This window comes from Vibrio sp. V31_P5A7T61 (assembly GCF_009904895.1).
Lineage (GTDB): Bacteria > Pseudomonadota > Gammaproteobacteria > Enterobacterales > Vibrionaceae > Vibrio > Vibrio metschnikovii.
Genome location: NZ_WXWI01000014.1, coordinates 1 through 24,589, shown reverse-complemented (window position 1 = coordinate 24,589; position 24,589 = coordinate 1). Strand labels below are relative to the sequence as shown.

Here is a 24,589-nt window from a genome sequence, read left to right as displayed (position 1 = left end):
GTGATAGGATGGCAATTATTTACCATGATGAAGTGACCATGAGCGATACAACGTTTCCCAGTTATAACCAACTAGCCAGCGAACTCCAAGCGGCATCGTTAGCGATAAATCCAGCTGAACTGCATGGTTTGATCGCAGGGATGTTAGCCGGAGGCTTAACTTTGAACGATCAAAGCTGGCAGCCGCTGCTTTTTGATTATACCAATGATGGCATGGGCTGGCCGACGAGCGCATTAGAAAAAGCCAAACAGTTACTGTTAGCGACTCAAGCCGAGCTCGCCAGTGACGATTTTAAGTTAACCTTGTTGGTACCGATCACCGATGATACGAATGCCTTATTTCAGTTTGCGGATGGCGTCGCTGATTGGGTTAATCACTTCATTTCTGGACTGGGTTTAATGGCCGTTACGATGTCCGGTTTATCTGCACATGCCAAAGAAGCACTGCAAGATTTAGAAGAGATTGCAAAATTAGGTATTGATGAAGAAGATGATCTCGATCAGCAAGCACAGTTACTTGAGCATGTGATTGAACATATCAAAGCGTGTGTGTTTATGTTGTACATCGAGTTCAAAGGAACCGTGAATCCTGATACCAAACCTATTGTGCATTAAGTGAGGAAGCTGTGAGAGAGGTGCAATCTTTTGATGTGATTATTGCTGGTGGTGCAATGGCGGGGTCGACATTGGCGTTAGCGCTGAACGCGTTAAGTCAGCAACCCCTATCGATCGCCATCATCGAACCGTTTCAAACGGACCATCATGCACATCCTGGGTTTGATTCTCGCTCGATTGCATTGGCTCATGGTACGGTAGAATTATTAAAAAGCTGGGGGGTGTGGGATAGCCTATATCCTTTTGCAACACCCATCTCCCAGATCCACGTTTCTGACCGCTCTTATGCTGGGATGGTTAACTTCGATTCCGCGCAGCTTGGTTTAGACGCTTTAGGGTATGTGGTCGAACTGTCTAAAGTCGGTCAACAGTACGCTGAGAAAATTAACGCCTGCGATAATATAACTTACTATTGTCCGCTTAGCGTTGAGCATGTTGAGCGGACGTCGGAACAGGTTAGCGTGACCTTATCTGATCAGCAGATAATTACAGGGAAGTTATTGGTTGCCGCCGATGGTGCGCTGTCGACATCTAGTTCCCAAATAGGATTCGTTCGCCAAGAGCATGATTTTGAACAGGTGGCCTTAATTGCCAATGTACTTTCTGATCAGGCACATCAGGGACTAGCATTTGAACGTTTTACTTCATCTGGGCCTTTAGCGCTATTACCCATGAGTGACAATCGTTTATCGTTAGTCTGGTGCTTATCTGCCGAGCAAGCTGAACGGATGCAGCATGTCTCAGACAGTGAGTTTCTTACCCAATTACAAGCGACGTTTGGTTGGCGTTTGGGGCGATTTTTACAGGTTGGACAGCGTTCTACTTACCCATTACTCCTACGTTATCATCCCCAGACTATCGCGCATCGATTTGTCACCATTGGTAATGCAGCGCAAACGCTGCATCCGATTGCCGGGCAAGGTTTTAATTTGGGGATCCGAGATATTGCCACACTGGCGCAAGTGCTTAGCGAAGAAGATACTCGGTTGATGGGGGACTATCGCCAATTAGCGACGTTTCGTCAGCGCCGTGAAACGGATCGTCAAGCAACGATTCAATTAACGTCGACATTAGTTCATCTATTTTCTAATGATTGGCTGACATTACGAGTGGGACGTAACCTGGGATTAATGGCGATGGAAATGCTTCCCTTGCTAAAAACCCCCTTGCTCAATCGCACTTTAGGATAAAGGTAATGAATATGATGCAAAGTGTGGATATTGCCATCGTCGGTGGCGGTATGGTTGGGTTAACACTTGCGGCAGCGCTAAAAGATTCCGATTTGAGAATCGCGATCATTGAAAGTAAAGCCCCCGACACTCAGCTTGATGCCTTGCCAGACGTTCGAGTGTCTGCTTTGAGCCGCGCGAGTGAAACGGTATTGAAAAACCTTGGCGTGTGGTCGGGGATCCTCGCTCGTCGAGCGACACCATACTTGGGTATGGAAGTGTGGGAGCAAGATAGCTTCGCTCAGATAGCGTTTTCTGCGCAGCAGATTACCCAGCCCAACCTTGGGCATATTGTTGAAAATAGAGTAATTCAATTGGCACTGCTGGATGAAGTAAAAAAACAAGCCAATGTCAGTTTATATATGCCAGCCAATTGCCAACAATTGGCTATTGGTGAGAATGAAGCGTGGCTAACTCTCAGTGATGGCCAAGCGTTGACCGCGAAACTGGTCGTGGGGGCGGATGGTGCTCACTCTTGGGTGCGTCGCCAAGTCGATATCCCCTTAACGTATTGGGATTACGGGCATCATGCTTTGGTTGCTAACGTGCGCACTGAGCTGGCGCATCAGGCGATGGCTCGACAGATTTTCACTCCCCAAGGGCCGTTAGCCTTTTTGCCGATGAGTGAAGAGCACATGAGTTCGATTGTGTGGTCAACTGAATCGAGTCGTGCGCAGCGATTGATGGCGCTAGATGATCTGGAATTTAATAAAGCACTGACGGTTGAGTTTGACGCTCGTCTTGGGCGATGTGAAGTCGTCGGAATACGACATGTGATTCCTTTGACGGCGCGTTATGCTCGTGATTTTGCTAGACCGCGTATCGCGTTAGTGGGTGATGCGGCGCATACGATTCATCCTCTTGCTGGGCAGGGCGCTAATTTGGGGCTACTTGATGCGGCAAGTTTAGCTGAGCATATACTGATCACTTGGCAGCAAGGATTTGATATTGGCCATCATCGCCATTTACGACCTTACGAACGTTGGCGTAAAGCAGAAGCCGCCAAAATGCTTGCTAGTATGCAAGGTTTTAAAGAATTATTTTCCGGGAGTCATCCGGCTAAGAAATGGCTGCGTGGTATGGGCATGCATTTGGCTGGTCAGCTTCCCGGGGGGAAACAGATGATGATGATGCATGCGCTTGGTTTAAAAGGTGAACTACCTAAAATTGCCCAGTGCTTTAATGCGGATCATCACCGTGATCACAACCCATGTCGCTAGCGGAGCGGTTCGCTTAACCAGAGTTTCGCGTGTCGATGACGCATAAAAAAGGGTTGGCCTTAAAGCCAACCCTTTTTCGATGAATGAGGTAATGAGGGAATTAAGCGTAAGCACAACGTAAGCGACGGATTTCTTGGTTGACCTCATTGACGGTCTGGAAATGTCGTTGTTCAGCACGTTCAGGTAAAATCAGTTTTCCATGGTCAAACTCAAATCGACCGACACCGTAGATATAGATTCTTCCTTTAAAAAGACGACTTACGTGCTTAGCAATCATACTGGGTGTATAGCGCTTAAACAGTCTCATATTTCGATCCTTTCTTTGTTTCCATATTAGTAAGTATAAGTTAAATCACAGAAAAATAGTGTGATGAAGGCAGCTATACTTACTGCATTGACTGACGAGTTTAATAATTTGCCGTACTACCTATCCCGTTTCGGTTGATGATCATTTGGCGATAGGATAGACCATGGTTTAGGTATCGACAGCAGTAATGATTTTTTTGTGGCACCTATTGAGCCAAATGAATATGACAGTAATAAGAATAGCGGAAGAAAATAAAAACGAGTGATAGGTGAGTGATTTTTTTGTAAAAAACGCCCGCAAGGTTGCGGGCTAAATAATCACAGATGCATTACACACAAAGCGAGTTACAGGCAAACCCTGCTAATCACTTTTTACTGACGATGCTACTGAACACTTAATCGGTACTTTGATATCAAGTGAACGGACTGACCTTCATCAGTAAAATTAGGGTAACTGAAAATTACACCATTAACTATTTATGATTGAAAAGTGATTTAATATTCATGTGGATACACTGAATAATTTAGATGTGATCACACTATTTTGACCATGAATAGCGCTAATCGCGAACAATATCTGCAAATTGAGGTTGGCATAATTTCACTAAGTCATTCAGTGCTAACGCTATCCCAGCATACGCTGAGCCACTGCTGATGGTTACCAGCGTGTGTTGCATTAATGAATAATCAAAAATAATCGGCAGCGATAGGCTCAAGCATAATGGAGTGACGGTCCCTATCGTATAGCCTGTTAACGCTTCAACTTGAGATCGGTCGACACAAGTCATTCTTCGCCAATCCAATATTTTGCGAACTAGCTTAGGATCGACAGAGCGATCACCTGGTACACAAGCTAAAGCTAAGCGGTTACTCATGTCGCGCAATAAAAGACATTTGACCATTTGACTAGGATGGATGCCGCGCTGACGAGCGGCATCTTCGATGCTGATTGCGGCTGACTGATGGTGCAGTAGCTGATGATCGATTCCTTGTTGCTCTAGATAGCGGATGATTGGGGTTGAAAGTGGTTTAAGCATTATCCAGTGAATAAGGTAAAGGTTGCAGTGTCCAACGTGTCTCTGGCTGAGACTTGATGCGTAACAGAGTATCAGCCTCTAGGTTATTAGGCAGAACGATAAGCCCGATGGCACGCTGATCAGTAAAGGTGTAATGAGCCATGAGCACTCCAGCGCTGCGCCAGTTATCACCAACCGCTCGCTCTAATTCTATGCTTTGATTGGCGTTTAACGGCTGATGGATATCACCGGCGACCAGACATAAAGCCCGTTTGTTGATCCCACGATATTTGGCTCGTGCTACGGTTTCTTGCCCGGTATAGCAACCTTTATTAAAACTGATGCCACCTAAAGCCTGTAAGTTTAACGCTTGCGGGATATGTTCATTTTGCTGCTCTTGAGTGACGATCGGCAGTGCTTCTTGAATCTCAAAACGAGTCCAGATCTCTGAGTTGACCCGTTGGGCCGGCATGCTTTCCAGTAAGGCTTCTACAGAATCCGGCTTAACTAACAATAACCAACGTTGAGCACTGATTTTTACCGCTGTGCCTTGCTCTAAAACGCGTACGTCATCGCGACAATCATTGAATTGGTTGAGCCACAGCTCAGCTTGTTTCCCGATCAGGCCTAAAGCGACATCTTGGCTTTGCTCGATGGTCACTTTAGAAAAAATCGCGTACTTTTTGAGTTCTCGTAATTCGACGTCAACCGCTGAAGCGGGTTGGAACATGGCGTAGCCATCTCGATGATGAAATAAACGAAAAGCGCTCCATACTTTGCCTTTCGCGTCGCAGTGGGCGCCGTAAACCATTTGTTGTGCAGGTAATGCAACCACATTACAGGTGAGCTGTCCTTGTAAGTAAGGTTTACTGTCGATGCCTGAAACGTAGATTGCGGCCCATTGTTCGAGATGGGTCACCATCAATTCAGGCAATCGATCGTTGGCGGTCACTAAAAGAGGGGTAAATGTATTTTTCCAGCTCATATCCTTCACCTAACTGAAATGATTTTCACTATGTTAATCTGGATCAAGTTTTTTGTCAGCTTGAATAGGGACTGTGACTAAGCTACTAGTTGTATTGAGGGTTGCTTGTTACACTTGCTGAAAATCTACCTAAGGTGAGGAAAGTCGATGTACACTACGCAAGAGAAAGCACGAGTGAAATGGGCATGCCGTCGTGGCATGTTAGAGCTTGATGTGGTTGTCATGCCCTTTTTCGAGGAGTGTTTTGAAGCCTTGAGTGAATCAGAACAGCAAGATTTTGTCTCTTTACTTGAGTGCGATGATCCGGATCTTTTTACTTGGATCATGGGGCATGGTCGCTCAGAAAATCTCGGTCACGCTGCCATGGTAGACAAGATTGTCGCTTATAATCTCAGCAAAGTTCGTTAAGCTTGCTTTAACTTCTTCCCTGTTTGCCCATATTACCGCGTGGTGTCTGTTGATGCTGCTGATATGGGCATTATTAATTTCACCCATCCCTCTCGTGGCCGCAGTGGTTATTCTGTGTTATTGGTTAAAGACACCTTTATTAGATTGGCTGCCAGTCACCTTGTCAGAAGAGATCGAGATTGATTTTTCCGGACGGCTGCGATGGGCAGACCAAGAGTTTTCCTACCAAGGTGTATCGTTATTGTATCGAGGATTATTCATTCGTTTTTATGGTCGACAGCGATCAGTGCTTTTATGGCGAGATAGCTGTTCTGAAACGGATTATCGTCAGTTGCTGGGGCGCTTAAAACGGGAGCACTCAGGCTCCCGTTGACGCTATCATCTTGGTGAGAGAATGGTTGGGCCACTCTTTTCTAGTGGTTGCGGATAGTCTAACGTGTAGTGTAACCCTCGGCTCTCTTTGCGTTGCATCGCACAGCGGACCATAAGCTCTGCGACCTGCAATAAGTTACGTAGCTCAAGGAGGTTATTGGATACTCGGAAATGGCTGTAGTATTCATGGGTTTCTTGCTGCAATAACTGAATGCGTCGTAAAGCTCGTGCTAAGCGTTTATCGGTACGAACAATGCCCATGTAATCCCACATAAATAGACGGAGTTCATGCCAATTGTGTTGAATGACGACTTCTTCATCCGAGCAAGTCACTTTACTTTCATCCCAATGAGGTAGTGACGGCGGCATCTGGGCTTGAGGATGCTGACGTAAAATATCCTGCGCCGCAGACCAAGCATAAACCACACACTCTAACAAAGAGTTAGACGCCATGCGGTTGGCACCATGCAAACCGGTATAACTGACTTCACCAATCGCATACAACTGTTTAAGATCGGTTTGGCCCTGTTGATTGATAACCACACCACCACAGGTGTAATGAGCCGCTGGGACAATCGGGATCGGTTCTTTGGTCATATCAATGCCCAAATCCATCAGTCGGCTATGTATGGTTGGAAAATGCTTCTCTATAAACTCAGCAGGCTTATGGCTGATGTCAAGATACATACAATCAGCGCCTAAGCGTTTCATCTCATAGTCGATGGCTCGAGCGACGATATCCCGTGGGGCCAGTTCTGCCCGCGGATCAAAATCGGTCATAAAGCGGCTGCCATCGGGGCGACGTAAATAAGCGCCTTCACCGCGCAGTGCTTCGGTAAGCAGGAAATTACGAGCCTCTGGATGATACAAACACGTTGGATGAAATTGGTTAAATTCCAGATTGGCGACTCGGCAACCTGCGCGCCATGCCATTGCGATACCATCTCCCGAAGAGACGTCTGGATTTGAGGTGTATTGATATACCTTTGATGCTCCGCCGGTCGCGAGCACAACAAATTTAGCTCGAATCGTCTCAACGTGTTCATCGTTACGATTCCAGACATAAGCCCCGACCACTTTATCCGCATCGCCACCAATTTTATCTTCGGTGATCAAATCGAGCGCATTGTAGCGCTCAAACAGGCGAATATTAGGATGATGGAGAATATTATCTTGCAGCGAGGTTTGCATCGCCATGCCGGTGGCGTCAGCGGCGTGCAAAATACGTCGATGGCTATGACCACCTTCACGGGTTAAATGGTAACGTGGCTGCCCCGCGGGATCGTTCTCTTCTCTATCAAAAGGAACGCCGCCATCGATCAGCCACTGAACACACGCTTTGGCATGCTCGGCGATAAATTGTACCGTCTCTTGGTCGCAGATCCCTGCGCCAGCGATCAGCGTGTCTTGCACATGAGATTCGATACTATCGGATTCGTCAAACACCGCCGCAATACCGCCTTGTGCGTAATAGGTCGCCCCTTCACTACGAGGTCCTTTGCTCAATACAATCACATGACAGTGCTCGGCTACTTGCAGCGCTAAAGATAAGCCTGCCGCGCCACTACCTACTATCAATACGTCGCATTGATGTTCTCGAGAGTCGTTCATAAGATGGTTTACTTCCTGAATTTTAAGTGGAACACACCCACTTGAAATTAAACTAAAGCTGACAAGGTATTTACTTGTTGTAAACGTGACTAACCTTTAAGATCTTTATACCTTGCTGCCTATACCTCAAGTAATCTAACTTAGGTATCCGTTGTTCATTACAGCATAATGCGCAGCGTAAAGGAAAATTTTACCTGGCATTGAACTTTCTGTGTGTAATTGAGTCACAATAGTGCTCATGTAAGCAGTGGTGTCAAGCAAGCATTCTGCATAATTAGAGCCCATATCTGAGAAGGTAGGGGGATAACAATAGGAGTAACCGCTCGAATGAACGAGCAGCTGACCGATCAAGTGTTGATTGAGCGAGTTCAGAACGGAGATAAGCAGGCATTTAATCTTTTGGTGTTGAGATACCAAAATAAGGTGTGCAATCTTATTTCGCGGTATGTGAGCAACGCTGGAGACGTGCCCGATGTCGCACAAGAAGCGTTTATTAAAGCGTATCGTGCGATTCCGACGTTTCGCGGTGAGAGTGCGTTTTATACTTGGTTATATCGCATTGCTGTCAATACTGCGAAAAATCATATCGTCGCTCAAAGCCGCCGGCCACCCGCGAATGATATTGATGCTGAAGACGCTGAATTTTACGAAACTAATAATGCATTAAAAGAAATATCGAACCCTGAAAACATTACGCTGTCCAAAGAGTTGAAGCAGGCGGTGTTTAATGCGATAGAGGCGTTGCCTGAAGATTTAAAAACTGCGATGACGTTGCGAGAGCTGGAAGGTTTAAGCTACGAAGAGATCGCCGAAGTCATGGATTGCCCCGTTGGTACGGTGCGTTCTCGTATCTTCCGTGCTCGTGAAGCGGTCGAAAAGCGGATTAAACCGCTTTTGTAACCGATAATGAGCAATAAACATGGTGAAAATAATGGCTGACAAAGAAAAGCTTTCAGCGCTTATGGATGGCGAAGTGGTCGATAAATCGTTGTTACAAACGATCGCTCACGATGATGAAAGTCTCGATACGTGGAAAAACTACCACTTGATCGGTGATGTCATGCGTGGCGATGCCCCCGTGAGTTCAGAATGGAATATTGCTGGAAGCGTCGCTTTCGCTCTAGAAAATGAACCAGCTCATACTCGGTTAAGCGCCGTCACAACAAGTGAATCTGCTGAGCCTCGACTTGAGGAGCAGCCTTCAGCGCAAAAAGCTCGTCGTCAGTTGCCTGCTTGGCTTAGCCAGCTTGGACAAGTGGCGATTGCGGCCAGTGTGTCGTTAGCGGTGATTATTGGTGTTCAGCAATACGGTGGCAGCGATACTGTTGGCGCGCAAGATGATCAAATTCCGGTTTTACAGACGATCCCATTTTCAGGCAGCGCTGAGCCAGTGAGTTTGACGCGTGATTCCGTCAATCGACACTCCAGTAATGAAGCCAGCATGCAAGAGCAGCGTCGGCGAATTAATGCGTTACTGCAAGATTACGAACTACAGCTAAGATTAAACAGTGATAATCTAGCCCCTCACACTCACCTAACTGAACCGGTAGTGGAATGAAAAAAATCCTGATCAGTGTGCTGGCACTGTTCAGTTTGCATGTAACTCAGGCCTTTGCAGAGGAATTATCTGCGGAGGCTTTGTTGCATCAGATGAACGACGCAAGTCAGCATCTTAATTATGAACTCTCTTATATTCTGCTGAAGAAAAACAGCATTGAGCCTTTGCTGTATCGTCACGCTCGGCAAGATGACCAACAATTTGCACATTTAATTTATCTGAGCGGTCCTGTACGAGAAGTGATTCGCCGTGGTAATGAAGTCAGCTACATCGAACCCGGTGTTGAGCCTTTTACGATTGAATCTGGCACGATGGTCGCTCCGACCATCCCGATGCTCAATAGTGATGTGGCTAAACTTGGTCAATACTATGATTTTGTTAAGATGGGGCGCGCTCGTGAAGCTGGGGCCGCCTGCCAAGTATTACGGATTGTCCCTAAAGATGGTTTGCGCTATTCCTATGTATTGTGGATAGATGAGCACAGTTCGCTACCTTTACGTGCCGATTTAGTCGATCGTGATGGAGAAGTGCTTGAACAGTATCGTACCATTTCTTATTCGATTAATGATCAATTAGCTACGCTGATGTCTGGACTGAATAAGGTTCAACTGCCTGAAGTGTTGTCATTACCTAAAGGCAATATTCAGCAAACTTTTTGGACCGTGGGCTGGAAGCCTGATGGGTTTCAACCTCTTGAGCTAAATCGCTATCGGATGGCGATGACGGAACGTTTAGTCGAGAGCCAGATGTTTTCCGACGGTCTGTTTAATTTTTCTGTGTATGTCTCCGTTCGTGATGATCACTCACTAAAAGGCCAGTTGGTTCGGCAAGGTCGACGTACCTTACACAGTGTGATTAATGGCGACAATGAAATTTCTGTGGTCGGTGATATCCCTCCAGCAACCGCGCAGCGTATTGCTCAGTCGATCACGTTTAGTCGTACTGAGGTTTCACCATGATGACCGCGCTAGCCACCGTGACTGAGGTAAAGCCCCAACCCAGTGGTTATCTCGTTGCGTTGAGTTGTGATCAGCAAACCAGCTGTAACCAATGTGCTTCGGTTAAAAGCTGTGGGACGGGGATAGTCTCAAAAGCGATAGGCAATAAAGCCTTATTTTGGCGCTTAGTGACTGATAAACCAGTCACCATCGGACAAATCGTCGAGATTGGTTTACCCGAAAAAAGCCTGCTGCAGTCGGCAGCCTTGGTCTACTTAGTCCCATTATTGATGATGATTGTGGGAGCGGTATTGGGAGAACTGTGGTTTGCGCCATTGTTAGGAGCATCGGAAGGCATCGTGATCGCTTGCGCACTGCTGTTTATGGGCTTAGGTGTTGTGATCGCGAAATATTTTTCTACTCAGTTGGAAAATGACTCATCACAGCAGGTGATCTTGCTGCGTGTCCTTGGTGAGCCGATCGCCTAAATTATGGTGCGAAGCCTAGCGAAATTGGGTAGAATCGGCCAACTTAAATGAAATGCCACTTCGGTGGCGTTTCTTATTCCCTAATCAGCAAAGAGTTTAGTCATCCCAAGCCTATGAAGCACATTCGTAACTTTTCGATCATCGCCCATATTGACCATGGTAAATCGACGTTATCTGACCGATTAATCCAAGTTTGTGGCGGATTAACCTCGCGTGAAATGTCAGAGCAAGTTCTTGATTCCATGGATCTTGAGCGTGAACGTGGTATCACCATCAAAGCGCAGAGTGTGACACTCGATTATCTCGCTAAAGATGGCCAAACCTATCAGCTTAACTTTATTGATACTCCGGGACACGTTGACTTCTCTTATGAAGTATCGCGTTCTCTTGCCGCTTGTGAAGGTGCCCTGTTGGTGGTGGATGCTGGTCAAGGGGTTGAAGCTCAAACCTTGGCTAACTGTTACACAGCCATTGAAATGGATCTTGAAGTCGTTCCTATCCTCAATAAAATCGATCTACCTGCTGCAGAGCCTGAGCGGGTTGCAGAAGAGATCGAAGACATTGTTGGGATTGATGCCATTGATGCCGTTCGTTGTTCCGCTAAAACCGGTTTAGGTGTCGATGATGTATTAGAGAAAATTGTTTCTCAAATACCGTCACCAGAAGGGGACCCTGAGGCACCGTTACAGGCGTTGATCATTGACTCTTGGTTTGATAACTACCTTGGTGTGGTTTCTTTAGTGCGTATCAAAAATGGCAGCTTGAAGAAAAACGACAAGATCAAAGTCATGAGCACTGGCCAAATCTGGGGCGTGGATCGAATTGGTATCTTTACTCCAAAACAGGTGGATACCAACGGATTGGGTTGTGGTGAAGTAGGCTGGGTCGTCTGCGGTATTAAAGATATTTTAGGTGCTCCTGTTGGTGATACATTAACGCTCGCCAAGAATGGCAGTGAAAAACCGTTACCGGGTTTTAAGAAAGTAAAACCACAAGTCTACGCAGGACTTTTCCCTGTTTCATCGGATGATTATGAAAACTTCCGTGATGCTTTGGGTAAATTGAGCCTCAATGATGCGTCACTGTTTTATGAACCAGAAACGTCTGCGGCGCTAGGGTTTGGTTTCCGTTGTGGCTTCTTAGGAATGCTGCACATGGAGATCATCCAAGAGCGTTTAGAGCGTGAGTACGATCTGGACTTGATCACGACGGCACCAACCGTTGTCTATGAAGTGCTTAAAACCGATAAAGAGACACTCTACGTTGATAGTCCGGCGAAATTACCAGCGATCAATGACATAGAAGAAATTCGTGAACCGATTGCGCGTTGTAATATCTTAGTGCCATCGGATTACCTAGGTAGTGTGATCACCTTATGTATTGAAAAACGCGGTACTCAGGTGGATATGATTTATCATGGTAATCAAGTGGCGTTGACCTACGATATTCCTATGGCAGAAGTGGTTTTAGACTTCTTTGACCGTTTGAAATCGACATCACGTGGTTATGCATCACTGGATTATGGTTTCCAACGTTTTGAAGAATCGAGCATGGTTCGAGTCGATGTACTCCTTAACGGAGAGAAAGTCGATGCGTTGGCAATCATCACCCATAAAGATCTTGCTCAAAATCGTGGTCGTCAGTTGGTCGAGAAAATGAAAGAGTTCATTCCTCGTCAGATGTTTGATATCGCAATTCAAGCGGCGATTGGCAACCATATTATTGCCCGTTCAACGGTTAAGCAGTTACGTAAAAACGTATTAGCGAAATGTTACGGTGGTGATATTAGCCGTAAGAAAAAACTGTTGAAGAAGCAGAAAGAAGGTAAGAAACGCATGAAGCAGATTGGTAACGTAGAGTTACCACAAGAAGCGTTCTTGGCTATCTTGCACGTAGGTAAAGATTAATCTTTTACTCGTGCGTTCAGCATTTGCTCTCAAGTGAAAGGGTCTTGGCCCTTTCACTTTCGTATTTTTAGATAAGGGAAGTCAATGGCGAATACATTTTCACTCATTTTGGTGATCGTTACTCTCGTGACCGGGATCATCTGGGCGTTGGAAAAGTGGCTGTGGTCAAAAAAACGTCTACAAAAACAAGCTCAAGTGCAGAACGAAACCAATGGGATTGATGCGGCAGTGGTTAGCAAAATCGCGCCACAACCTTGGTGGGTAGAAAATGCGGTCTCGATTTTTCCAGTGATCGCTTTTGTCTTAGTATTACGCTCGTTTATTTTTGAACCATTTCAAATCCCATCCGGCTCGATGATGCCAACGTTATTGGTTGGGGATTTTATTCTGGTTGAAAAATACGCCTATGGTCTTAAAGATCCTGTATGGCGCACACAATTAGTGGAAACTGGCAAGCCTGAGCGCGGCGATGTGGTGGTGTTTAAATACCCACCTAACCCAAGTATTGACTATATTAAGCGTGTGGTTGGTATGCCGGGCGATATTGTTCGCTACAGCCCTACGAAAGAGATTTGCATTCAGACTCAACAAGATTCCCGTTGCCAAACGGTAAAATTATCTAATGTGCTTGAAAGTGAATTTGTACAGAATAATATTCCATTAATGCAGATGGATGAACAGCTGGGCCAGCAGGCACACAGTATTTTAGTTAACCCGTTACGGATGGATAATATTCGAGATTATCAACCTCGCGCGGGTGTTAATGAGTGGATTGTTCCACAAGGGCACTATTTTGTGATGGGTGATAACCGTGACAATAGTGCTGACAGCCGTTTTTGGGGCTTTGTACCAGAAGAAAACTTAGTGGGTAAAGCCGTTGCTATTTGGATCAGTTTTGAATTTGAACGATCTGCAGATAGCATCTTGCCAGCTTGGATCCCAACCGGAGTGCGATTTAATCGTATAGGTGGCATTAATTAGGTCAGCATTTCGCTGACCCGTAACACATCGAGAGAGCATGAATTCTCCAATTAGTAGATTAGAACCCAAACTCGGTTATCAATTTAATGATCCCGAGTTTATGGAATTGGCGCTTACCCATCGTAGTGCCAATGGTAAACACAATGAACGTCTTGAGTTTCTGGGCGATTCAATTTTAAGTTTTGTCATTGCTGACGAATTATATCGTCGCTTTCCTAAGATCAATGAAGGTGATATGAGCCGCATGCGTGCCACACTCGTACGCGGCAATACCCTTGCGGAGTTAGGCCGAGAATTTGGCTTGGGAGATTACTTAAAATTAGGTCCAGGTGAACTGAAAAGCGGCGGTTTTCGTCGTGATTCAATTTTAGCTGATGCCGTAGAAGCGATTATCGGTGCGATTTATCTGGATAGTGATATCGAGATGGTGCGCGGTATTATCTTAAATTGGTATCAGCCGAGATTGGATGCCATCAAACCCGGCGTATCGCAAAAAGATCCTAAAACGCGTTTACAAGAGTTTTTACAAGGTAAACGTAGCCCGCTCCCTATCTATATTGTGACTAATATTAAAGGGGAAGCACACAACCAAGAGTTTACGGTATCGTGTGATGTTGCTGGCATTGCCACACCCGTTATAGGTAAAGGCACTAGCCGACGTAAAGCCGAACAAGCAGCGGCTGAAACCGCTCTGGAGCAATTAAACCATGGCTGATAAAGAATTCGATATTGATGCGTACTTTTCATCAGATCAACAACCGAGCTCATCACCGGATAACCAACATTGTGGTTTTATCGCTATTGTTGGTCGCCCTAACGTTGGTAAATCGACGCTATTAAATAATATTCTTGGGCAAAAAATTTCTATTACTTCACGTAAACCACAGACCACTCGCCATCGTATTATGGGTGTAGACACCAAGGGCGATTATCAAGCGGTTTATGTTGATACTCCCGGGCTGCATATTGAAGAAAAGCGGGCGATCAACCGTTTAATGAATCGTGCCGCCAGTAGCTCACTCAGTGATGTCAATTTAGTACTGTTTGTGGTGGATGGGACGCACTGGACTGCCGATGATGAGATGGTGCTCAATAAACTGCGTCAAGCCAATTTCCCGGTCGTGCTGTGCATCAATAAGGTCGATAACGTCAAAGATCGTAACGATGTGATGCGACACATGCAGGATCTTTCCAGCTTGATGAACTTTGTCGATATTGTGCCTATTTCGGCTAAGTTGGGGAAAAATATTGATGTGCTCCATCAGCATGTTCGTCATCATTTACCGAAAGCAAAGCACCATTTCCCTGAAGAGTATGTGACCGATCGTTCACAGCGTTTTATGGCTTCGGAAATTATCCGCGAGAAATTAATGCGCTTTACGGGGGAGGAATTACCTTACTCGGTTACCGTAGAGATTGAGCGTTTTGATTACAACCCAGAAACCGATGGTTTCCATATTAATGCCCTGATTTTGGTCGAACGGATTGGCCAGAAAAAAATGGTCATTGGTAAAAAGGGTGAGAAAATCAAAACCATTGGTCGTGAAGCCCGTCTCGATATGGAAGAGTTGTTTGGACGTAAAGTCTATTTAGAAACGTGGGTCAAAGTGAAATCTGGTTGGGCTGATGATGAGCGAGCTTTACGTTCATTAGGCTATATTGACGATTTATAAATCGTTTCTGGTGGGTTAAACGGCGCACCAGAAGATGATCCACAATGAGCTTAACGAATAAGACAGAGTCGCTTTATGCGGCTCTTTGCATCGTACATTTGGCCTTCTACGCTGTACTTTGATTGGAGTGGTTGGTGTCGTTATGATTGATGGTTTTCAGCGTTGCTTTGTCCTTAATCGCCGTCCTTATAGCGAATCAAGCTTAATTTTAGATGTATTTAGTGAAGAGTATGGTCGATTAACGTTGATGGCGAAGGGGGCTCGTGGCAAGCGCTCTCAGCTTAAAGGCGCTTTACAGCCGTTTACTCCACTATTGCTGAAATGGTCTGGCAACAGCACCATGAAGACATTACGTCAGGCTGAGTCGATAAGCTTAGGTCTTCCTTTAAGTGGCATCAGTCTCTACTCGGCGATGTACGTCAATGAATTGGTTGGCCGGGTCTTGGCGAATGACGTTCCCAGTCCCGCACTATTTCATGATTATTTGTTTGCGCTGACTGAGTTAGCGCAAAGTGATAATCCTGAGCCAGCTTTGCGTCGTTTCGAACTGGCATTATTGTCCTCTCTTGGCTATGGCGTTGATTTTTTACATTGTGCGGGCACGGGTGAGCCCATCACTCCGACGATGACCTATCGTTATCGTGAACAAAAAGGCTTTATTGCGTCGGTAAGACGCGATAACTTGACTTTTTATGGTGATGAGCTGATTGCGATCAGTGAACGACGCTTTACCACCAAAAATCAATTACAAGCCGCAAAGCGCTTTACACGTATTGCTTTAAAGCCTTATCTTGGCGGTAAACCTTTAAAAAGTCGGGAGTTGTTCCGACCCACAACGCTATCTAGAGCACGGAGTATAGAAACATGAGCTCAATTCTTTTAGGTGTCAATATTGACCACGTTGCCACGTTACGTAACGCGCGTGGTACCCGTTACCCTGATCCTGTGCATGCGGCAGAGATCGCTGAGCGAGCAGGTGCGGATGGCATTACCATTCACCTGCGAGAAGATCGTCGCCATATTCAAGACCGTGATGTGCGTATTTTGCGTGAAACCTTGCAAACGCGGATGAACCTTGAGATGGCGGTAACCGATGAGATGCTCGAAATTGCTTTAAACACTCAGCCTGAATTTGTCTGCTTGGTACCAGAAAAACGTGAAGAGCTGACCACTGAAGGGGGGTTAGACGTACTAGGACAGTTAGATAAAGTGAAAGCCGCGACCGAAAAATTGACCGCTGCAGGAATTAAAGTCTCTCTATTTATCGATGCCGATCGTGAGCAAATTGACGCCGCGAAAGCATGCGGTGCGCCTTTTATTGAATTGCACACTGGGCATTATGCAGAAGCCTCTAATGAGATAGAGCAGCAAAACGAACTGAAAAAAATCGCGGCAGCGGCAGCCTACGCCAGCGATCTTGGTATTACGGTCAATGCTGGACATGGTTTGACGTATCACAACGTAGCGGCAATTGCTGCTATTCCTGAAATTTATGAGCTGAACATTGGTCATGCGATTGTTGGCCGAGCGGTGTTTGATGGTTTGAGCAAAGCGGTCGCGGATATGAAAGCCATCATGGATAACGTGCGTCGTTAATCGTCGATGATTGTTGGCTTAGGTACAGACATTACTGAGATTGAACGCATTGAGAAGGTGCTTACCCGTAGTGGTAGCGCCTTTGCGGCGCGGATCCTCACTCCTGAAGAGCAGGTTAAATGTGCGGCTTTAAAACAGCCCGCGCGCTTTTTAGCCAAACGTTTTGCCGCTAAAGAAGCGGCGGCCAAAGCCTTAGGTACTGGTATCGCTTGTGGTGTTACGTTCCATGATTTTCAAATCACCAACGATACTCAAGGTAAACCTCATCTAATTCTGCATGGCCGAGCGAAACAACTCGCCGAAGCCATGCAAGTCACATCCATTCATCTATCGCTTTCCGATGAGCGACATTATGCTGTCGCTACGGTGATTTTTGAGTCATAAAATTTCTCTCGTTTCTGAATCAATGCTTTGACTACGTTCGTTTTACTCAATCACATCATTTATCTGCGCTTTACCTACTGTCTACTGGTCACTCCAATTAGTTTAGGTATAGCTGTATGATATCTGCCATCCATCAAATACTGACGAAAATCAGCGTAAGACATTCTCACACTTTTGGGCTTATTATTGAGTATCTTTACGAATAATTTATGCTTTTTTAATGTTGTAATCTAGAGAATTTACTTCAATCCCTTTTATCTTAGCTTTGTTCATTTATTGAGGAAACTAGAGATGGAATGGTTGCTATTACTTCTTTCTATTGCGTTATTTATTTATTTGTCAGTGGCAATGTATGCCCCTGAAAAATTTTAACGGTGGGCAATATGTTAGAAATATTTATAATTTGTTTATTAGCGTTTGGCTTAGCATTACCTTTAGGGTTATATATGACGAAGGTGTTTTTGTACAAAAAACATTTCCCTGATCATATATTTAACCCAATCGAGCGGTTGATTTATCGCTCAATAGGAATTGATGCAGATAAATTAATGACATGGAAACAATATGCGTTTTCTTTTCTTGTTAGTAATTTAATGCTAGGAATTGTTGCTTTTCTAATTTTGAAGTATCAGCATATACTCCCATTAAACCCTGATGGTATTGGCCCTTTATCTTGGGATTTAGCGCTTCATACTGCTATTTCATTTTTAACGAATACGAATCAACAGCACTATTCGGGACAGGCTCAGTTAACTTATCTATCGCAAGGAACTTTGATTGTAACCTTACAATTTATTACTCCTGCGATGGGATTAGCTGTGTGTGTGGCAATTATCAAGGCTATGACTGGTGGCGTTAATAATGATTCCGCCAAAGAGGGCGAGGAGCGTCTACTGGGTAATTTTTATGTTGATACTATAAAAGGTACATTACGAGTTTTGATTCCTTTGGCATGTATATTTGCCTTGGCATTATCCTGGCAAGGTGTTCCGAGTACATTTTCTGCTTCTCAAACGATACAAACTATTGATTCTCAATCTGAGCTGACCCATCAAACTATACCTGTCGGGCCAGTTGCTGCGATGGTCGCAATTAAGCAACTAGGTACAAATGGTGGGGGTTGGTATGCGCCAAACAGTAGTAATCCATTAGAAAACCCAACACCAGTAGTAATCCATTAGAAAACCCAACACCAGTGAGTAATGCGATTGAAACTATTGCTTTGGTGCTGGTTCCGATGGCCATCGTTTTTATGGCTGGTGGATTGATGAGACGCAAATCTTTTTCAGTGATGACTTTTGTCGTTATGAGCATTATTAGTGTTAGTTTTATTACATTAACAGTGTATAGCGAACTTCAGCCAAATGCTGCTTTTCAGGGGTTAAGTCAAAGTGGCCCTAATATGGAAGGCAAAGAGGTACGATTAGGGGTAGGACCTTCGGCACTATGGGCCACTTTTACTACTCAAACTTCCAATGGTTCCGTTAATGCTATGCATGATTCGTTTAATCCTTTGGGTGGCTTGATCACTCGGAGCGGTATGCTTATCAGTGCCATTTGGGGGGGGATTGGTGGTGGGTTTGTGACCTTTATGGTCTATGTTTGGTTAGCTGTTTTTCTTTCTGGTCTGATGATTGGTCGAACGCCCGAGATATTTGGTCGTAAGATTGAAACAAAAGAGATAACGATGCTATCCAGTTTAATTTTACTACCAGCACTGACGATTTTATCATTTACTGCAATAACGCTGACTTTTCCTAGTTTGACTGGAAATTCCAATCCCGGATTCCATGGTATATCTCAAGTCTTTTATGAATATACATCAGCGTTTGCGAATAACGGCTCCGGTTTTGAAGGACTATCAGATGATACGATTTGGTGGAATATTTCCTGCTCAATTGTATTACTTCTAGGTCGTTATTTACCTTTAATTATTCCATTAATGATCGCTGGATCTTTAGCTAAGAAACGAGTCAGTCCGTCAAATGCAGGTAGTTTGCGTTTAGAATCCCCGACTTTCGCAGCTACTCTTATCGCCGTTATTCTAATCATTAATGTTTTATCATTTTTACCTGCTGCCGTTATTGGGCCGATTGGAGAAGCTCTTGAATTAACGACATCAGTAGTAGGGAATTAATTATGAATCAATCTATTGCAAGTAACGATACTTATATTGAATGGAAACATATTTTAGTCGATTCGTTAAAAAAACTATTACCACAAAAAATGTGGTCTAATCCTATTATGTTTGTGGTTTGGGTTGGAACAGTACTTTGTATCGGTATCACTATTCATAATCTTGTCCATGAAAAGTCATATATTATGCCTTTTATCACGACATTGATCCTATTTTTTACAGTATGGTTTGCTAATTTAGCTGAGTCTGTGGCTGAAGCGAAAAGTCGTGGTCAGGCAGCTAGTTTACGTTCAGCTAAGCAATCATTAAGGGCTCGTCGTATCGATGGAGACTTTGAGCACTGGGTTGCTGCAACAAATTTAGCGAAAGGGGATCGGGTTCGTGTTGTTCAAGGTGATTATATTCCAGCAGATGGCGATATTGTTATAGGAGTGGCAACGGTTAATGAATCGGCAATAACAGGAGAGTCCGCAGCCGTGCTGCGTGAAGCTGGTACTGATCATTCAAGTGTGATTGGTGGTACAAAATTATTGACGGGAGAAATAATTTTTGAAGTTTCTAATGATCCCGGCCACAGTTTTTTAGATCGTATGATTGGTCTGGTTGAAGGTGCTAAGCGTCAAAAAACGCCTAATGAGATGGCATTAACGGTATTGTTATCAGCATTAACTGCCGTGTTTCTTCTGACCGTAATGACTCTTCATGCTATGGCAAACTTTATGGGTAGTGAATTAGATTATATTATGCTTATTGCTCTATTGGTTTGTTTGATCCCTACGACGATAGGAGGTTTATTACCTGCGATAGGTATTGCAGGGATGAATCGAGCATTAAAAGCAAATATTGTTGCAAAATCAGGTAAAGCTGTTGAAGTTGCTGGGGACATTGATACTTTATTAATCGATAAAACAGGAACAATAACCTTTGGTGATCGCCAAGCGACAGAGTTTTTACCTGTTGATGGAGTGACGGAAAGCGCTCTTATCGATGCTGCAGTATTAGCCTCATTAGACGATCCAACACCAGAAGGAAAGTCGATCTTAAGTTTGGCTTTGAGTAAAAGTATTCAAATAAATGCTAAACCTAAAGGAAGTGAATTCCTGCCATTTTCTCCTAAAACTCGAGTATCAGGACTCAGATTAGCCGATAAGTCTCTTAAGTTAAAAGGAGCGAGTGATGCAATCAAAGCGTGGAGCGCAGATAAAAATCTCAGCTGGCCTCAGGATACCGATACATTAGTTCGTAGGGTTGCTCAAAAAGGAGGAACGCCTTTAGTTGTTGCGTCAAATGAACGTGTATTAGGTGTTGTCGCACTATCTGATGTTGTTAAACCTGGTGTTGCAGAGCGTTTCTCTCGATTAAGAGCATTAGGTGTTCGAACTATTATGGTGACCGGAGACAATCCCATTACGGCTGGTGTTATTGCTGCGGAAGCTGGTGTTGATGATTTTATTGCAGAAGCTAAACCTGAAGATAAGTTGGCTTTAATTCGTCAAGAGCAAGCTAAAGGACGTTTAGTGGCGATGGTGGGGGATGGAACGAATGATGCTCCGGCATTAGCTCAAGCTGATGTCGGTTTGGCGATGAACTCTGGAACTCAAGCGGCTAAAGAAGCAGGTAATATGGTTGATTTGGATTCTGATCCATCAAAATTATTGTCCGTTGTTGAAGTCGGTAAACAGCTACTGATAACAAGGGGAGCATTAACGACGTTTTCACTAGCCAATGACGTTGCAAAGTATTTTGTTATTATTCCTGCAATCTTTGCTGGGACAATTCCAGCGATTGGAATGCTTGATTTTTTACGACTCAATAGCCCTGAAACTGCGGTTATCGCTGCGTTAGTTTTTAATGCACTGATTATTCCTGCTCTTATTCCACTGGCAATGAAAGGTGTCAAAGTTAGCGTTGCCTCCGCCGACAAATTATTGCGAAATAATATGCTGATTTATGGCTTAGGTGGGATGGTATTACCATTTTTTGTGATCAAAGCATTAGATATGTTGATTGGAACACTTTATTAGGATAAGTAATAATGAAGACAGATGTTAACTATTATTATCAGAGAGAGTTGAATATTTCACAAACTGGTATGGTAGCTTACTGGAAACAACAAATTATATGTGCTATTCGTGCAACCTTCGTATTTTTATTACTTTGTGGTGTAGTTTATACAGGGTTGATTACTTTATTAGGTCAGGCACTTTTTCCTTATCAAGCATCAGGAAGTTTAATAGAAAAAAATGGTAAATTAATTGGTTCAGAATTAATTGGTTCAGAATTGATTGGTCAGCACTTTGTATCAGACTCATATTTTCATGGACGTCCAACCGCTGTAGGGTATGACCCCATGGAAACAGGTGGGAGTAATTTAGCACCAAGTAATCCTGAATTGAGAGAGCGAGTTAAACAAGATAGTATCATTCAGCAAAATCTGAATAGTATTTCTACAGAAAATATTCCTGTGGATCTATTGGCAACCTCTGGGTCTGGCGTTGATCCTCATATTTCTTTATCGTCGGCTAAAGTTCAAGCTGCAAGAATATCTGCTAATCGTCAATTACCATTAGAGGTTGTGATGCAGGTTATTCATGAATATACAGAGAGTCCTCAATGGGGAATCTTTGGACAAGAACGTGTAAATGTTCTCAAATTAAACTTAGCACTTGACAGATTAACTACTCGTTCTTAAGTTACTTGTCAAAAATAAAACATGCCCATTTTTATAATGGGCATGTTTTTATGCTTCTATTATTAAGAGGTTATATCATTATTTATGCATGAAGAGCATCGTTCACAAAAGGCTGAAGCATTACTCTGTCAAATCCAGAAAGAAAGCAAAGGAAAGTTGACGATTTTCCTTGGTGCGGCTCCGGGAGTTGGTAAAACATACGCTATGCTTAATGCTGGTAAGGAGTGTTTACAACGCGGTGTTGATGTCGTTATTGGATTAGTCGAAACTCATGGCAGACAAGAAACTGAATCGACGATGAAAGGGCTAGAAATCCTCCCTCGTAAGAGTATTCATTACCAACATACGCCACTCACTGAGTTTGATTTAGATGCAGCGTTGCAACGTAAACCATCACTTATTTTAGTTGATGAGTTAGCTCACACCAATGTACCAGGCAGCCGTCATATACGAAGGTGGCAAGATATTTCTGAGTTGTTATCCGCAGGAATTGATGTCTATACAACGGTTAATATTCAGCATATTTCCAGTTTAAATGATGTCATTGCACAAATTACAGGTGTGACTGTGCGTGAGATTGTGCCTGATAACTTCATTGATGATGCCTATGAAATTCGATTTATTGATTTGCCGCCAGTTGCTTTAATTGAAAGGTTACACCAAGGTAAAGTGTACTTACCTGAGTATGCTAAGTTGGCATTAGATACCTTTTTCTCGATTGCTAATTTAACGGCATTACGAGAATTGGCGATGAAGCGAGTGATCTCGAAGGTTGATAGCCATTGGAACACTATGGTTGATGCTGAACAGGGAAAAATAAGTTACACACTTCAAGATAATCTTGTTGTATTGGTCAGTGCGAATAGTGATCACCGTTATCTAATTAGAATAGGTAGGAAAATTGCTGAACGGCGTCAAATATTATGGAGCGTTGTATGGGTTGATAAAGGAAGTCCGTTGACCTCTCAACAAAGAAAAATGCTTAACGATGCATTGAATCTTGGGAAAGATCTTGGTGCTAAAGTGGAGATTATGCGTGGTTCAAGTTGTTACGATACCGTTTATTCTTATTTAGTTGACCAACGAGCAAGTACCGTTTTAGTTGGAGTTGGTGAACGTTATCGTTATTTATTCTGGCGTAAGCGTTTATATCAGCGTTTGATTGAATCTGGATTACCTTTAGAGGTATCAGTTTATCACTCCCCTGAATCAAAAATAAAAATAGTAAAGTCTAATCCAATAGATCCAATTTACAATCGTATTAAAAAACATATTTATGCATTGATTAATGTAGGTTTGGCTTCTTTACTAGCACTTGCCCTTAAAGAAGTATTGAGTAGTGGCAATTTGGTTTTAGTGTTTGTTTTATCAATCATATTAACAGGATTAAAATTAGGAGCGAGACCAGCTATTGCTGCTGCTATTTATTCATTTTTAAGTTTTAATTTTTTGTTAACGGAGCCATTGTTAACATTTAAAGTATATAGTCAAGATGATATAGCGACACTTGTTTTTTTAATTATAATTGGATTAGTAAGTGGCCCTACAGCATCTCGTATTAGAAATCAATTTATTTTATTAAAAGAGTCTAATCGTTATGCGGAAATTTTACGTGAGTTGGCCCAGCAGCTTTCCATTGTTGAAAGTGAAAAAACATTATGGTCTACAGTTTGCAAAAATATATCTTCCCTAGTGCAAGCCCCTAGTTGGTTTGTCACTCAACAGAATGATGAGATTATTTTTCCTTCAACGTTTATCAATATTAAATTAAAAGCATGTGATGAGTCGGCGATCAGCTGGTCATTAGCAAATGCTAAGCCAGCCGGGCGATTTACCGATACTTTGAATGCTTCACAAGTTACCGTCATTCCTATTGTTCATCATGAGCTAACGATTGGTGTTGTTGTTATTGGTTGGAAAAAAAATCATCGAGATTTTACGCAGTTTGATAAGGACTTAATAAATTCGATGTTAAACCAAGCATCAAATACTTGGCAGAGAATCCGATTGAGTACCGATCTTGAAGCATCACGTGTAAAAACAGAAGTTGAGCAAATTCGGTCTTCGCTACTTTCATCGGTATCCCATGATTTAAAATCTCCCTTGTCTGCAATGATGGGGGCTGCTGAAACATTAAAAGAATTTGATGATAAATTGATTAAATCTCAAAAAATAGAGATGTTAGATACTATTCTTCAAGAAAGTCGTCGTTTAGAAAGTTATATTCAAAACCTTCTGGATATGACAAAGTTAGGCTATGGTGGGCTAAAAATAGAAAGAGATTGGGTTTCTATTGATGATATTGTTTCTAGTGTAATATCAAGATTAAGACGCTATTTCCCAAACACTAAAGTTAATTATTTTTCTCAAGAAGATGCGCCCTTACTGTATGTTCACGCTGCTTTAATTGAGCAGGCTATATTTAATATATTAGAAAACTCATCTCGTTATACATCAGATAAAGAATCTATAGC

The 24,589-nt window shown here is 43.5% G+C and carries 26 protein-coding genes; 22 read left to right on the top strand and 4 right to left on the bottom strand.

From position 1 onward, the window contains the following. Nucleotides 1–38 precede the first annotated feature (38 nt). The 3 genes from CAG58_RS01930 to CAG58_RS01920 are packed head-to-tail and all read left to right on the top strand — an operon-like array spanning nucleotide 39 to nucleotide 3,063. Nucleotides 39–614, top strand: coding sequence for a YecA/YgfB family protein (locus CAG58_RS01930; RefSeq protein ID WP_040903869.1), 576 nt, complete (start codon nucleotides 39–41; stop codon nucleotides 612–614). A gap of 11 nt (nucleotides 615–625) precedes the next feature. Beyond that, nucleotides 626–1,804: a 2-octaprenyl-6-methoxyphenyl hydroxylase gene (gene ubiH, locus CAG58_RS01925; protein WP_161426009.1), complete on the top strand. Its 1,179-nt coding sequence runs from the start codon at nucleotides 626–628 to the stop codon at nucleotides 1,802–1,804. An 11-nt stretch (nucleotides 1,805–1,815) separates the two neighbouring features. Next, nucleotides 1,816–3,063: an FAD-dependent 2-octaprenylphenol hydroxylase gene (locus CAG58_RS01920; protein WP_154170734.1), complete on the top strand. Its 1,248-nt coding sequence runs from the start codon at nucleotides 1,816–1,818 to the stop codon at nucleotides 3,061–3,063. 100 nt (nucleotides 3,064–3,163) lie between these two features. Here CAG58_RS01920 and CAG58_RS01915 read toward each other — a convergent pair whose 3' ends face one another. From CAG58_RS01915 to ygfZ, 3 genes are all read right to left on the bottom strand, one after another. Then, nucleotides 3,164–3,370, bottom strand: a complete 207-nt coding sequence (locus CAG58_RS01915) for a DUF1107 domain-containing protein (RefSeq protein ID WP_040903845.1) — start codon at nucleotides 3,368–3,370, stop codon at nucleotides 3,164–3,166. Between the two features lie 559 nt (nucleotides 3,371–3,929). Next, a complete protein-coding gene (locus CAG58_RS01910) occupies nucleotides 3,930–4,406 on the bottom strand; it encodes an aminoacyl-tRNA deacylase (RefSeq protein ID WP_158144672.1) in 477 nt (158 codons plus the stop codon). Next, a complete protein-coding gene (ygfZ, locus tag CAG58_RS01905) occupies nucleotides 4,399–5,370 on the bottom strand; it encodes a tRNA-modifying protein YgfZ (protein WP_161426008.1) in 972 nt (323 codons plus the stop codon). The genes CAG58_RS01910 and ygfZ overlap by 8 nt, the downstream gene beginning before the upstream one ends. A gap of 147 nt (nucleotides 5,371–5,517) precedes the next feature. On the opposite strand from ygfZ, the gene CAG58_RS01900 reads away from it, so the two are divergent. After that, a complete protein-coding gene (locus CAG58_RS01900) occupies nucleotides 5,518–5,778 on the top strand; it encodes an FAD assembly factor SdhE (protein ID WP_004394337.1) in 261 nt (86 codons plus the stop codon). After that, nucleotides 5,747–6,151, top strand: coding sequence for a protein YgfX (locus CAG58_RS01895; protein ID WP_332396535.1), 405 nt, complete (start codon nucleotides 5,747–5,749; stop codon nucleotides 6,149–6,151). Before CAG58_RS01900 ends, CAG58_RS01895 begins: the two co-directional genes overlap by 32 nt. Nucleotides 6,152–6,156: 5 nt before the next feature. Here CAG58_RS01895 and nadB read toward each other — a convergent pair whose 3' ends face one another. Next, nucleotides 6,157–7,761 carry an L-aspartate oxidase gene (gene nadB, locus CAG58_RS01890; protein ID WP_004394336.1) on the bottom strand — a complete coding sequence of 535 codons (1,605 nt, stop codon included), beginning with the start codon at nucleotides 7,759–7,761 and terminating at the stop codon, nucleotides 6,157–6,159. A 327-nt stretch (nucleotides 7,762–8,088) separates the two neighbouring features. Between nadB and rpoE the strand changes: the two genes are divergently transcribed. From rpoE to CAG58_RS01810, 17 genes are all read left to right on the top strand, one after another. Beyond that, nucleotides 8,089–8,661, top strand: coding sequence for an RNA polymerase sigma factor RpoE (gene rpoE, locus CAG58_RS01885; protein ID WP_040903842.1), 573 nt, complete (start codon nucleotides 8,089–8,091; stop codon nucleotides 8,659–8,661). Between the two features lie 31 nt (nucleotides 8,662–8,692). Then, nucleotides 8,693–9,319: a sigma-E factor negative regulatory protein gene (locus CAG58_RS01880; protein WP_161426007.1), complete on the top strand. Its 627-nt coding sequence runs from the start codon at nucleotides 8,693–8,695 to the stop codon at nucleotides 9,317–9,319. Further along, the gene (gene rseB, locus CAG58_RS01875; protein WP_154170117.1) at nucleotides 9,316–10,278 is read left to right on the top strand and encodes a sigma-E factor regulatory protein RseB; all 963 of its coding nucleotides are present in this window, start codon (nucleotides 9,316–9,318) and stop codon (nucleotides 10,276–10,278) included. Before CAG58_RS01880 ends, rseB begins: the two co-directional genes overlap by 4 nt. Beyond that, nucleotides 10,275–10,745 (top strand): SoxR reducing system RseC family protein, encoded by a 471-nt coding sequence (locus CAG58_RS01870; protein ID WP_040903838.1) that lies wholly within the window; start codon nucleotides 10,275–10,277, stop codon nucleotides 10,743–10,745. Before rseB ends, CAG58_RS01870 begins: the two co-directional genes overlap by 4 nt. 113 nt (nucleotides 10,746–10,858) lie before the next feature. Then, nucleotides 10,859–12,652: a translation elongation factor 4 gene (lepA, locus tag CAG58_RS01865; protein ID WP_154170735.1), complete on the top strand. Its 1,794-nt coding sequence runs from the start codon at nucleotides 10,859–10,861 to the stop codon at nucleotides 12,650–12,652. 84 nt (nucleotides 12,653–12,736) lie between these two features. Continuing rightward, complete coding sequence (lepB, locus tag CAG58_RS01860) at nucleotides 12,737–13,633, top strand: signal peptidase I (RefSeq protein WP_004394329.1); 897 nt, start codon at nucleotides 12,737–12,739, stop codon at nucleotides 13,631–13,633. A gap of 37 nt (nucleotides 13,634–13,670) precedes the next feature. After that, the gene (rnc, locus tag CAG58_RS01855) at nucleotides 13,671–14,348 is read left to right on the top strand and encodes a ribonuclease III (protein WP_154170121.1); all 678 of its coding nucleotides are present in this window, start codon (nucleotides 13,671–13,673) and stop codon (nucleotides 14,346–14,348) included. Then, on the top strand, nucleotides 14,341–15,306 hold the full coding sequence (gene era, locus CAG58_RS01850) for a GTPase Era (protein WP_161426006.1): 966 nt from the start codon (nucleotides 14,341–14,343) through the stop codon (nucleotides 15,304–15,306). Before rnc ends, era begins: the two co-directional genes overlap by 8 nt. A gap of 142 nt (nucleotides 15,307–15,448) precedes the next feature. Beyond that, complete coding sequence (gene recO / locus CAG58_RS01845; RefSeq protein ID WP_004394321.1) at nucleotides 15,449–16,174, top strand: DNA repair protein RecO; 726 nt, start codon at nucleotides 15,449–15,451, stop codon at nucleotides 16,172–16,174. Continuing rightward, nucleotides 16,171–16,902 (top strand): pyridoxine 5'-phosphate synthase, encoded by a 732-nt coding sequence (gene pdxJ / locus CAG58_RS01840; RefSeq protein WP_161426005.1) that lies wholly within the window; start codon nucleotides 16,171–16,173, stop codon nucleotides 16,900–16,902. The genes recO and pdxJ overlap by 4 nt, the downstream gene beginning before the upstream one ends. Before the next feature lie 6 nt (nucleotides 16,903–16,908). After that, nucleotides 16,909–17,286, top strand: a complete 378-nt coding sequence (gene acpS / locus CAG58_RS01835) for a holo-ACP synthase (protein ID WP_161426004.1) — start codon at nucleotides 16,909–16,911, stop codon at nucleotides 17,284–17,286. A gap of 291 nt (nucleotides 17,287–17,577) precedes the next feature. Then, nucleotides 17,578–17,658 (top strand): K(+)-transporting ATPase subunit F, encoded by an 81-nt coding sequence (gene kdpF, locus CAG58_RS17120; protein ID WP_083797734.1) that lies wholly within the window; start codon nucleotides 17,578–17,580, stop codon nucleotides 17,656–17,658. 11 nt (nucleotides 17,659–17,669) lie between these two features. Next, nucleotides 17,670–18,467, top strand: coding sequence for a potassium-transporting ATPase subunit KdpA (locus tag CAG58_RS16890; RefSeq protein WP_237665960.1), 798 nt, complete (start codon nucleotides 17,670–17,672; stop codon nucleotides 18,465–18,467). Between the two features lie 14 nt (nucleotides 18,468–18,481). Further along, nucleotides 18,482–19,423 carry a potassium-transporting ATPase subunit KdpA gene (locus CAG58_RS16885; RefSeq protein WP_337247257.1) on the top strand — a complete coding sequence of 314 codons (942 nt, stop codon included), beginning with the start codon at nucleotides 18,482–18,484 and terminating at the stop codon, nucleotides 19,421–19,423. A 2-nt stretch (nucleotides 19,424–19,425) separates the two neighbouring features. Continuing rightward, nucleotides 19,426–21,447 (top strand): potassium-transporting ATPase subunit KdpB, encoded by a 2,022-nt coding sequence (gene kdpB, locus CAG58_RS01820; RefSeq protein ID WP_161429634.1) that lies wholly within the window; start codon nucleotides 19,426–19,428, stop codon nucleotides 21,445–21,447. Nucleotides 21,448–21,458: 11 nt separating this feature from the next. Continuing rightward, on the top strand, nucleotides 21,459–22,115 hold the full coding sequence (gene kdpC / locus CAG58_RS01815; RefSeq protein WP_161429633.1) for a potassium-transporting ATPase subunit KdpC: 657 nt from the start codon (nucleotides 21,459–21,461) through the stop codon (nucleotides 22,113–22,115). Nucleotides 22,116–22,199: 84 nt separating this feature from the next. Then, nucleotides 22,200–24,589: DUF4118 domain-containing protein (locus CAG58_RS01810; protein WP_161439690.1), on the top strand; the 2,390-nt coding region annotated here is incomplete at its 3' end.

What these genes read in the sequence shown, in the direction of transcription:
- CAG58_RS01930 (WP_040903869.1), top strand. Translation starts at nt 39, where the DNA reads ATGAGCGATACAACGTTTCCCAGTTATAACCAACTAGCCAGCGAACTC.
- CAG58_RS01920 (WP_154170734.1), top strand. Translation starts at nt 1,816, where the DNA reads ATGATGCAAAGTGTGGATATTGCCATCGTCGGTGGCGGTATGGTTGGG.
- CAG58_RS01915 (WP_040903845.1), bottom strand. Translation starts at nt 3,370, where the DNA reads ATGAGACTGTTTAAGCGCTATACACCCAGTATGATTGCTAAGCACGTA.
- CAG58_RS01910 (WP_158144672.1), bottom strand. Translation starts at nt 4,406, where the DNA reads ATGCTTAAACCACTTTCAACCCCAATCATCCGCTATCTAGAGCAACAA.
- ygfZ (WP_161426008.1), bottom strand. Translation starts at nt 5,370, where the DNA reads ATGAGCTGGAAAAATACATTTACCCCTCTTTTAGTGACCGCCAACGAT.
- CAG58_RS01900 (WP_004394337.1), top strand. Translation starts at nt 5,518, where the DNA reads ATGTACACTACGCAAGAGAAAGCACGAGTGAAATGGGCATGCCGTCGT.
- nadB (WP_004394336.1), bottom strand. Translation starts at nt 7,761, where the DNA reads ATGAACGACTCTCGAGAACATCAATGCGACGTATTGATAGTAGGTAGT.
- rpoE (WP_040903842.1), top strand. Translation starts at nt 8,089, where the DNA reads ATGAACGAGCAGCTGACCGATCAAGTGTTGATTGAGCGAGTTCAGAAC.
- CAG58_RS01880 (WP_161426007.1), top strand. Translation starts at nt 8,693, where the DNA reads ATGGCTGACAAAGAAAAGCTTTCAGCGCTTATGGATGGCGAAGTGGTC.
- rseB (WP_154170117.1), top strand. Translation starts at nt 9,316, where the DNA reads ATGAAAAAAATCCTGATCAGTGTGCTGGCACTGTTCAGTTTGCATGTA.
- CAG58_RS01870 (WP_040903838.1), top strand. Translation starts at nt 10,275, where the DNA reads ATGATGACCGCGCTAGCCACCGTGACTGAGGTAAAGCCCCAACCCAGT.
- lepA (WP_154170735.1), top strand. Translation starts at nt 10,859, where the DNA reads ATGAAGCACATTCGTAACTTTTCGATCATCGCCCATATTGACCATGGT.
- lepB (WP_004394329.1), top strand. Translation starts at nt 12,737, where the DNA reads ATGGCGAATACATTTTCACTCATTTTGGTGATCGTTACTCTCGTGACC.
- rnc (WP_154170121.1), top strand. Translation starts at nt 13,671, where the DNA reads ATGAATTCTCCAATTAGTAGATTAGAACCCAAACTCGGTTATCAATTT.
- era (WP_161426006.1), top strand. Translation starts at nt 14,341, where the DNA reads ATGGCTGATAAAGAATTCGATATTGATGCGTACTTTTCATCAGATCAA.
- recO (WP_004394321.1), top strand. Translation starts at nt 15,449, where the DNA reads ATGATTGATGGTTTTCAGCGTTGCTTTGTCCTTAATCGCCGTCCTTAT.
- pdxJ (WP_161426005.1), top strand. Translation starts at nt 16,171, where the DNA reads ATGAGCTCAATTCTTTTAGGTGTCAATATTGACCACGTTGCCACGTTA.
- acpS (WP_161426004.1), top strand. Translation starts at nt 16,909, where the DNA reads ATGATTGTTGGCTTAGGTACAGACATTACTGAGATTGAACGCATTGAG.
- kdpF (WP_083797734.1), top strand. Translation starts at nt 17,578, where the DNA reads ATGGAATGGTTGCTATTACTTCTTTCTATTGCGTTATTTATTTATTTG.
- CAG58_RS16890 (WP_237665960.1), top strand. Translation starts at nt 17,670, where the DNA reads ATGTTAGAAATATTTATAATTTGTTTATTAGCGTTTGGCTTAGCATTA.
- kdpB (WP_161429634.1), top strand. Translation starts at nt 19,426, where the DNA reads ATGAATCAATCTATTGCAAGTAACGATACTTATATTGAATGGAAACAT.
- kdpC (WP_161429633.1), top strand. Translation starts at nt 21,459, where the DNA reads ATGAAGACAGATGTTAACTATTATTATCAGAGAGAGTTGAATATTTCA.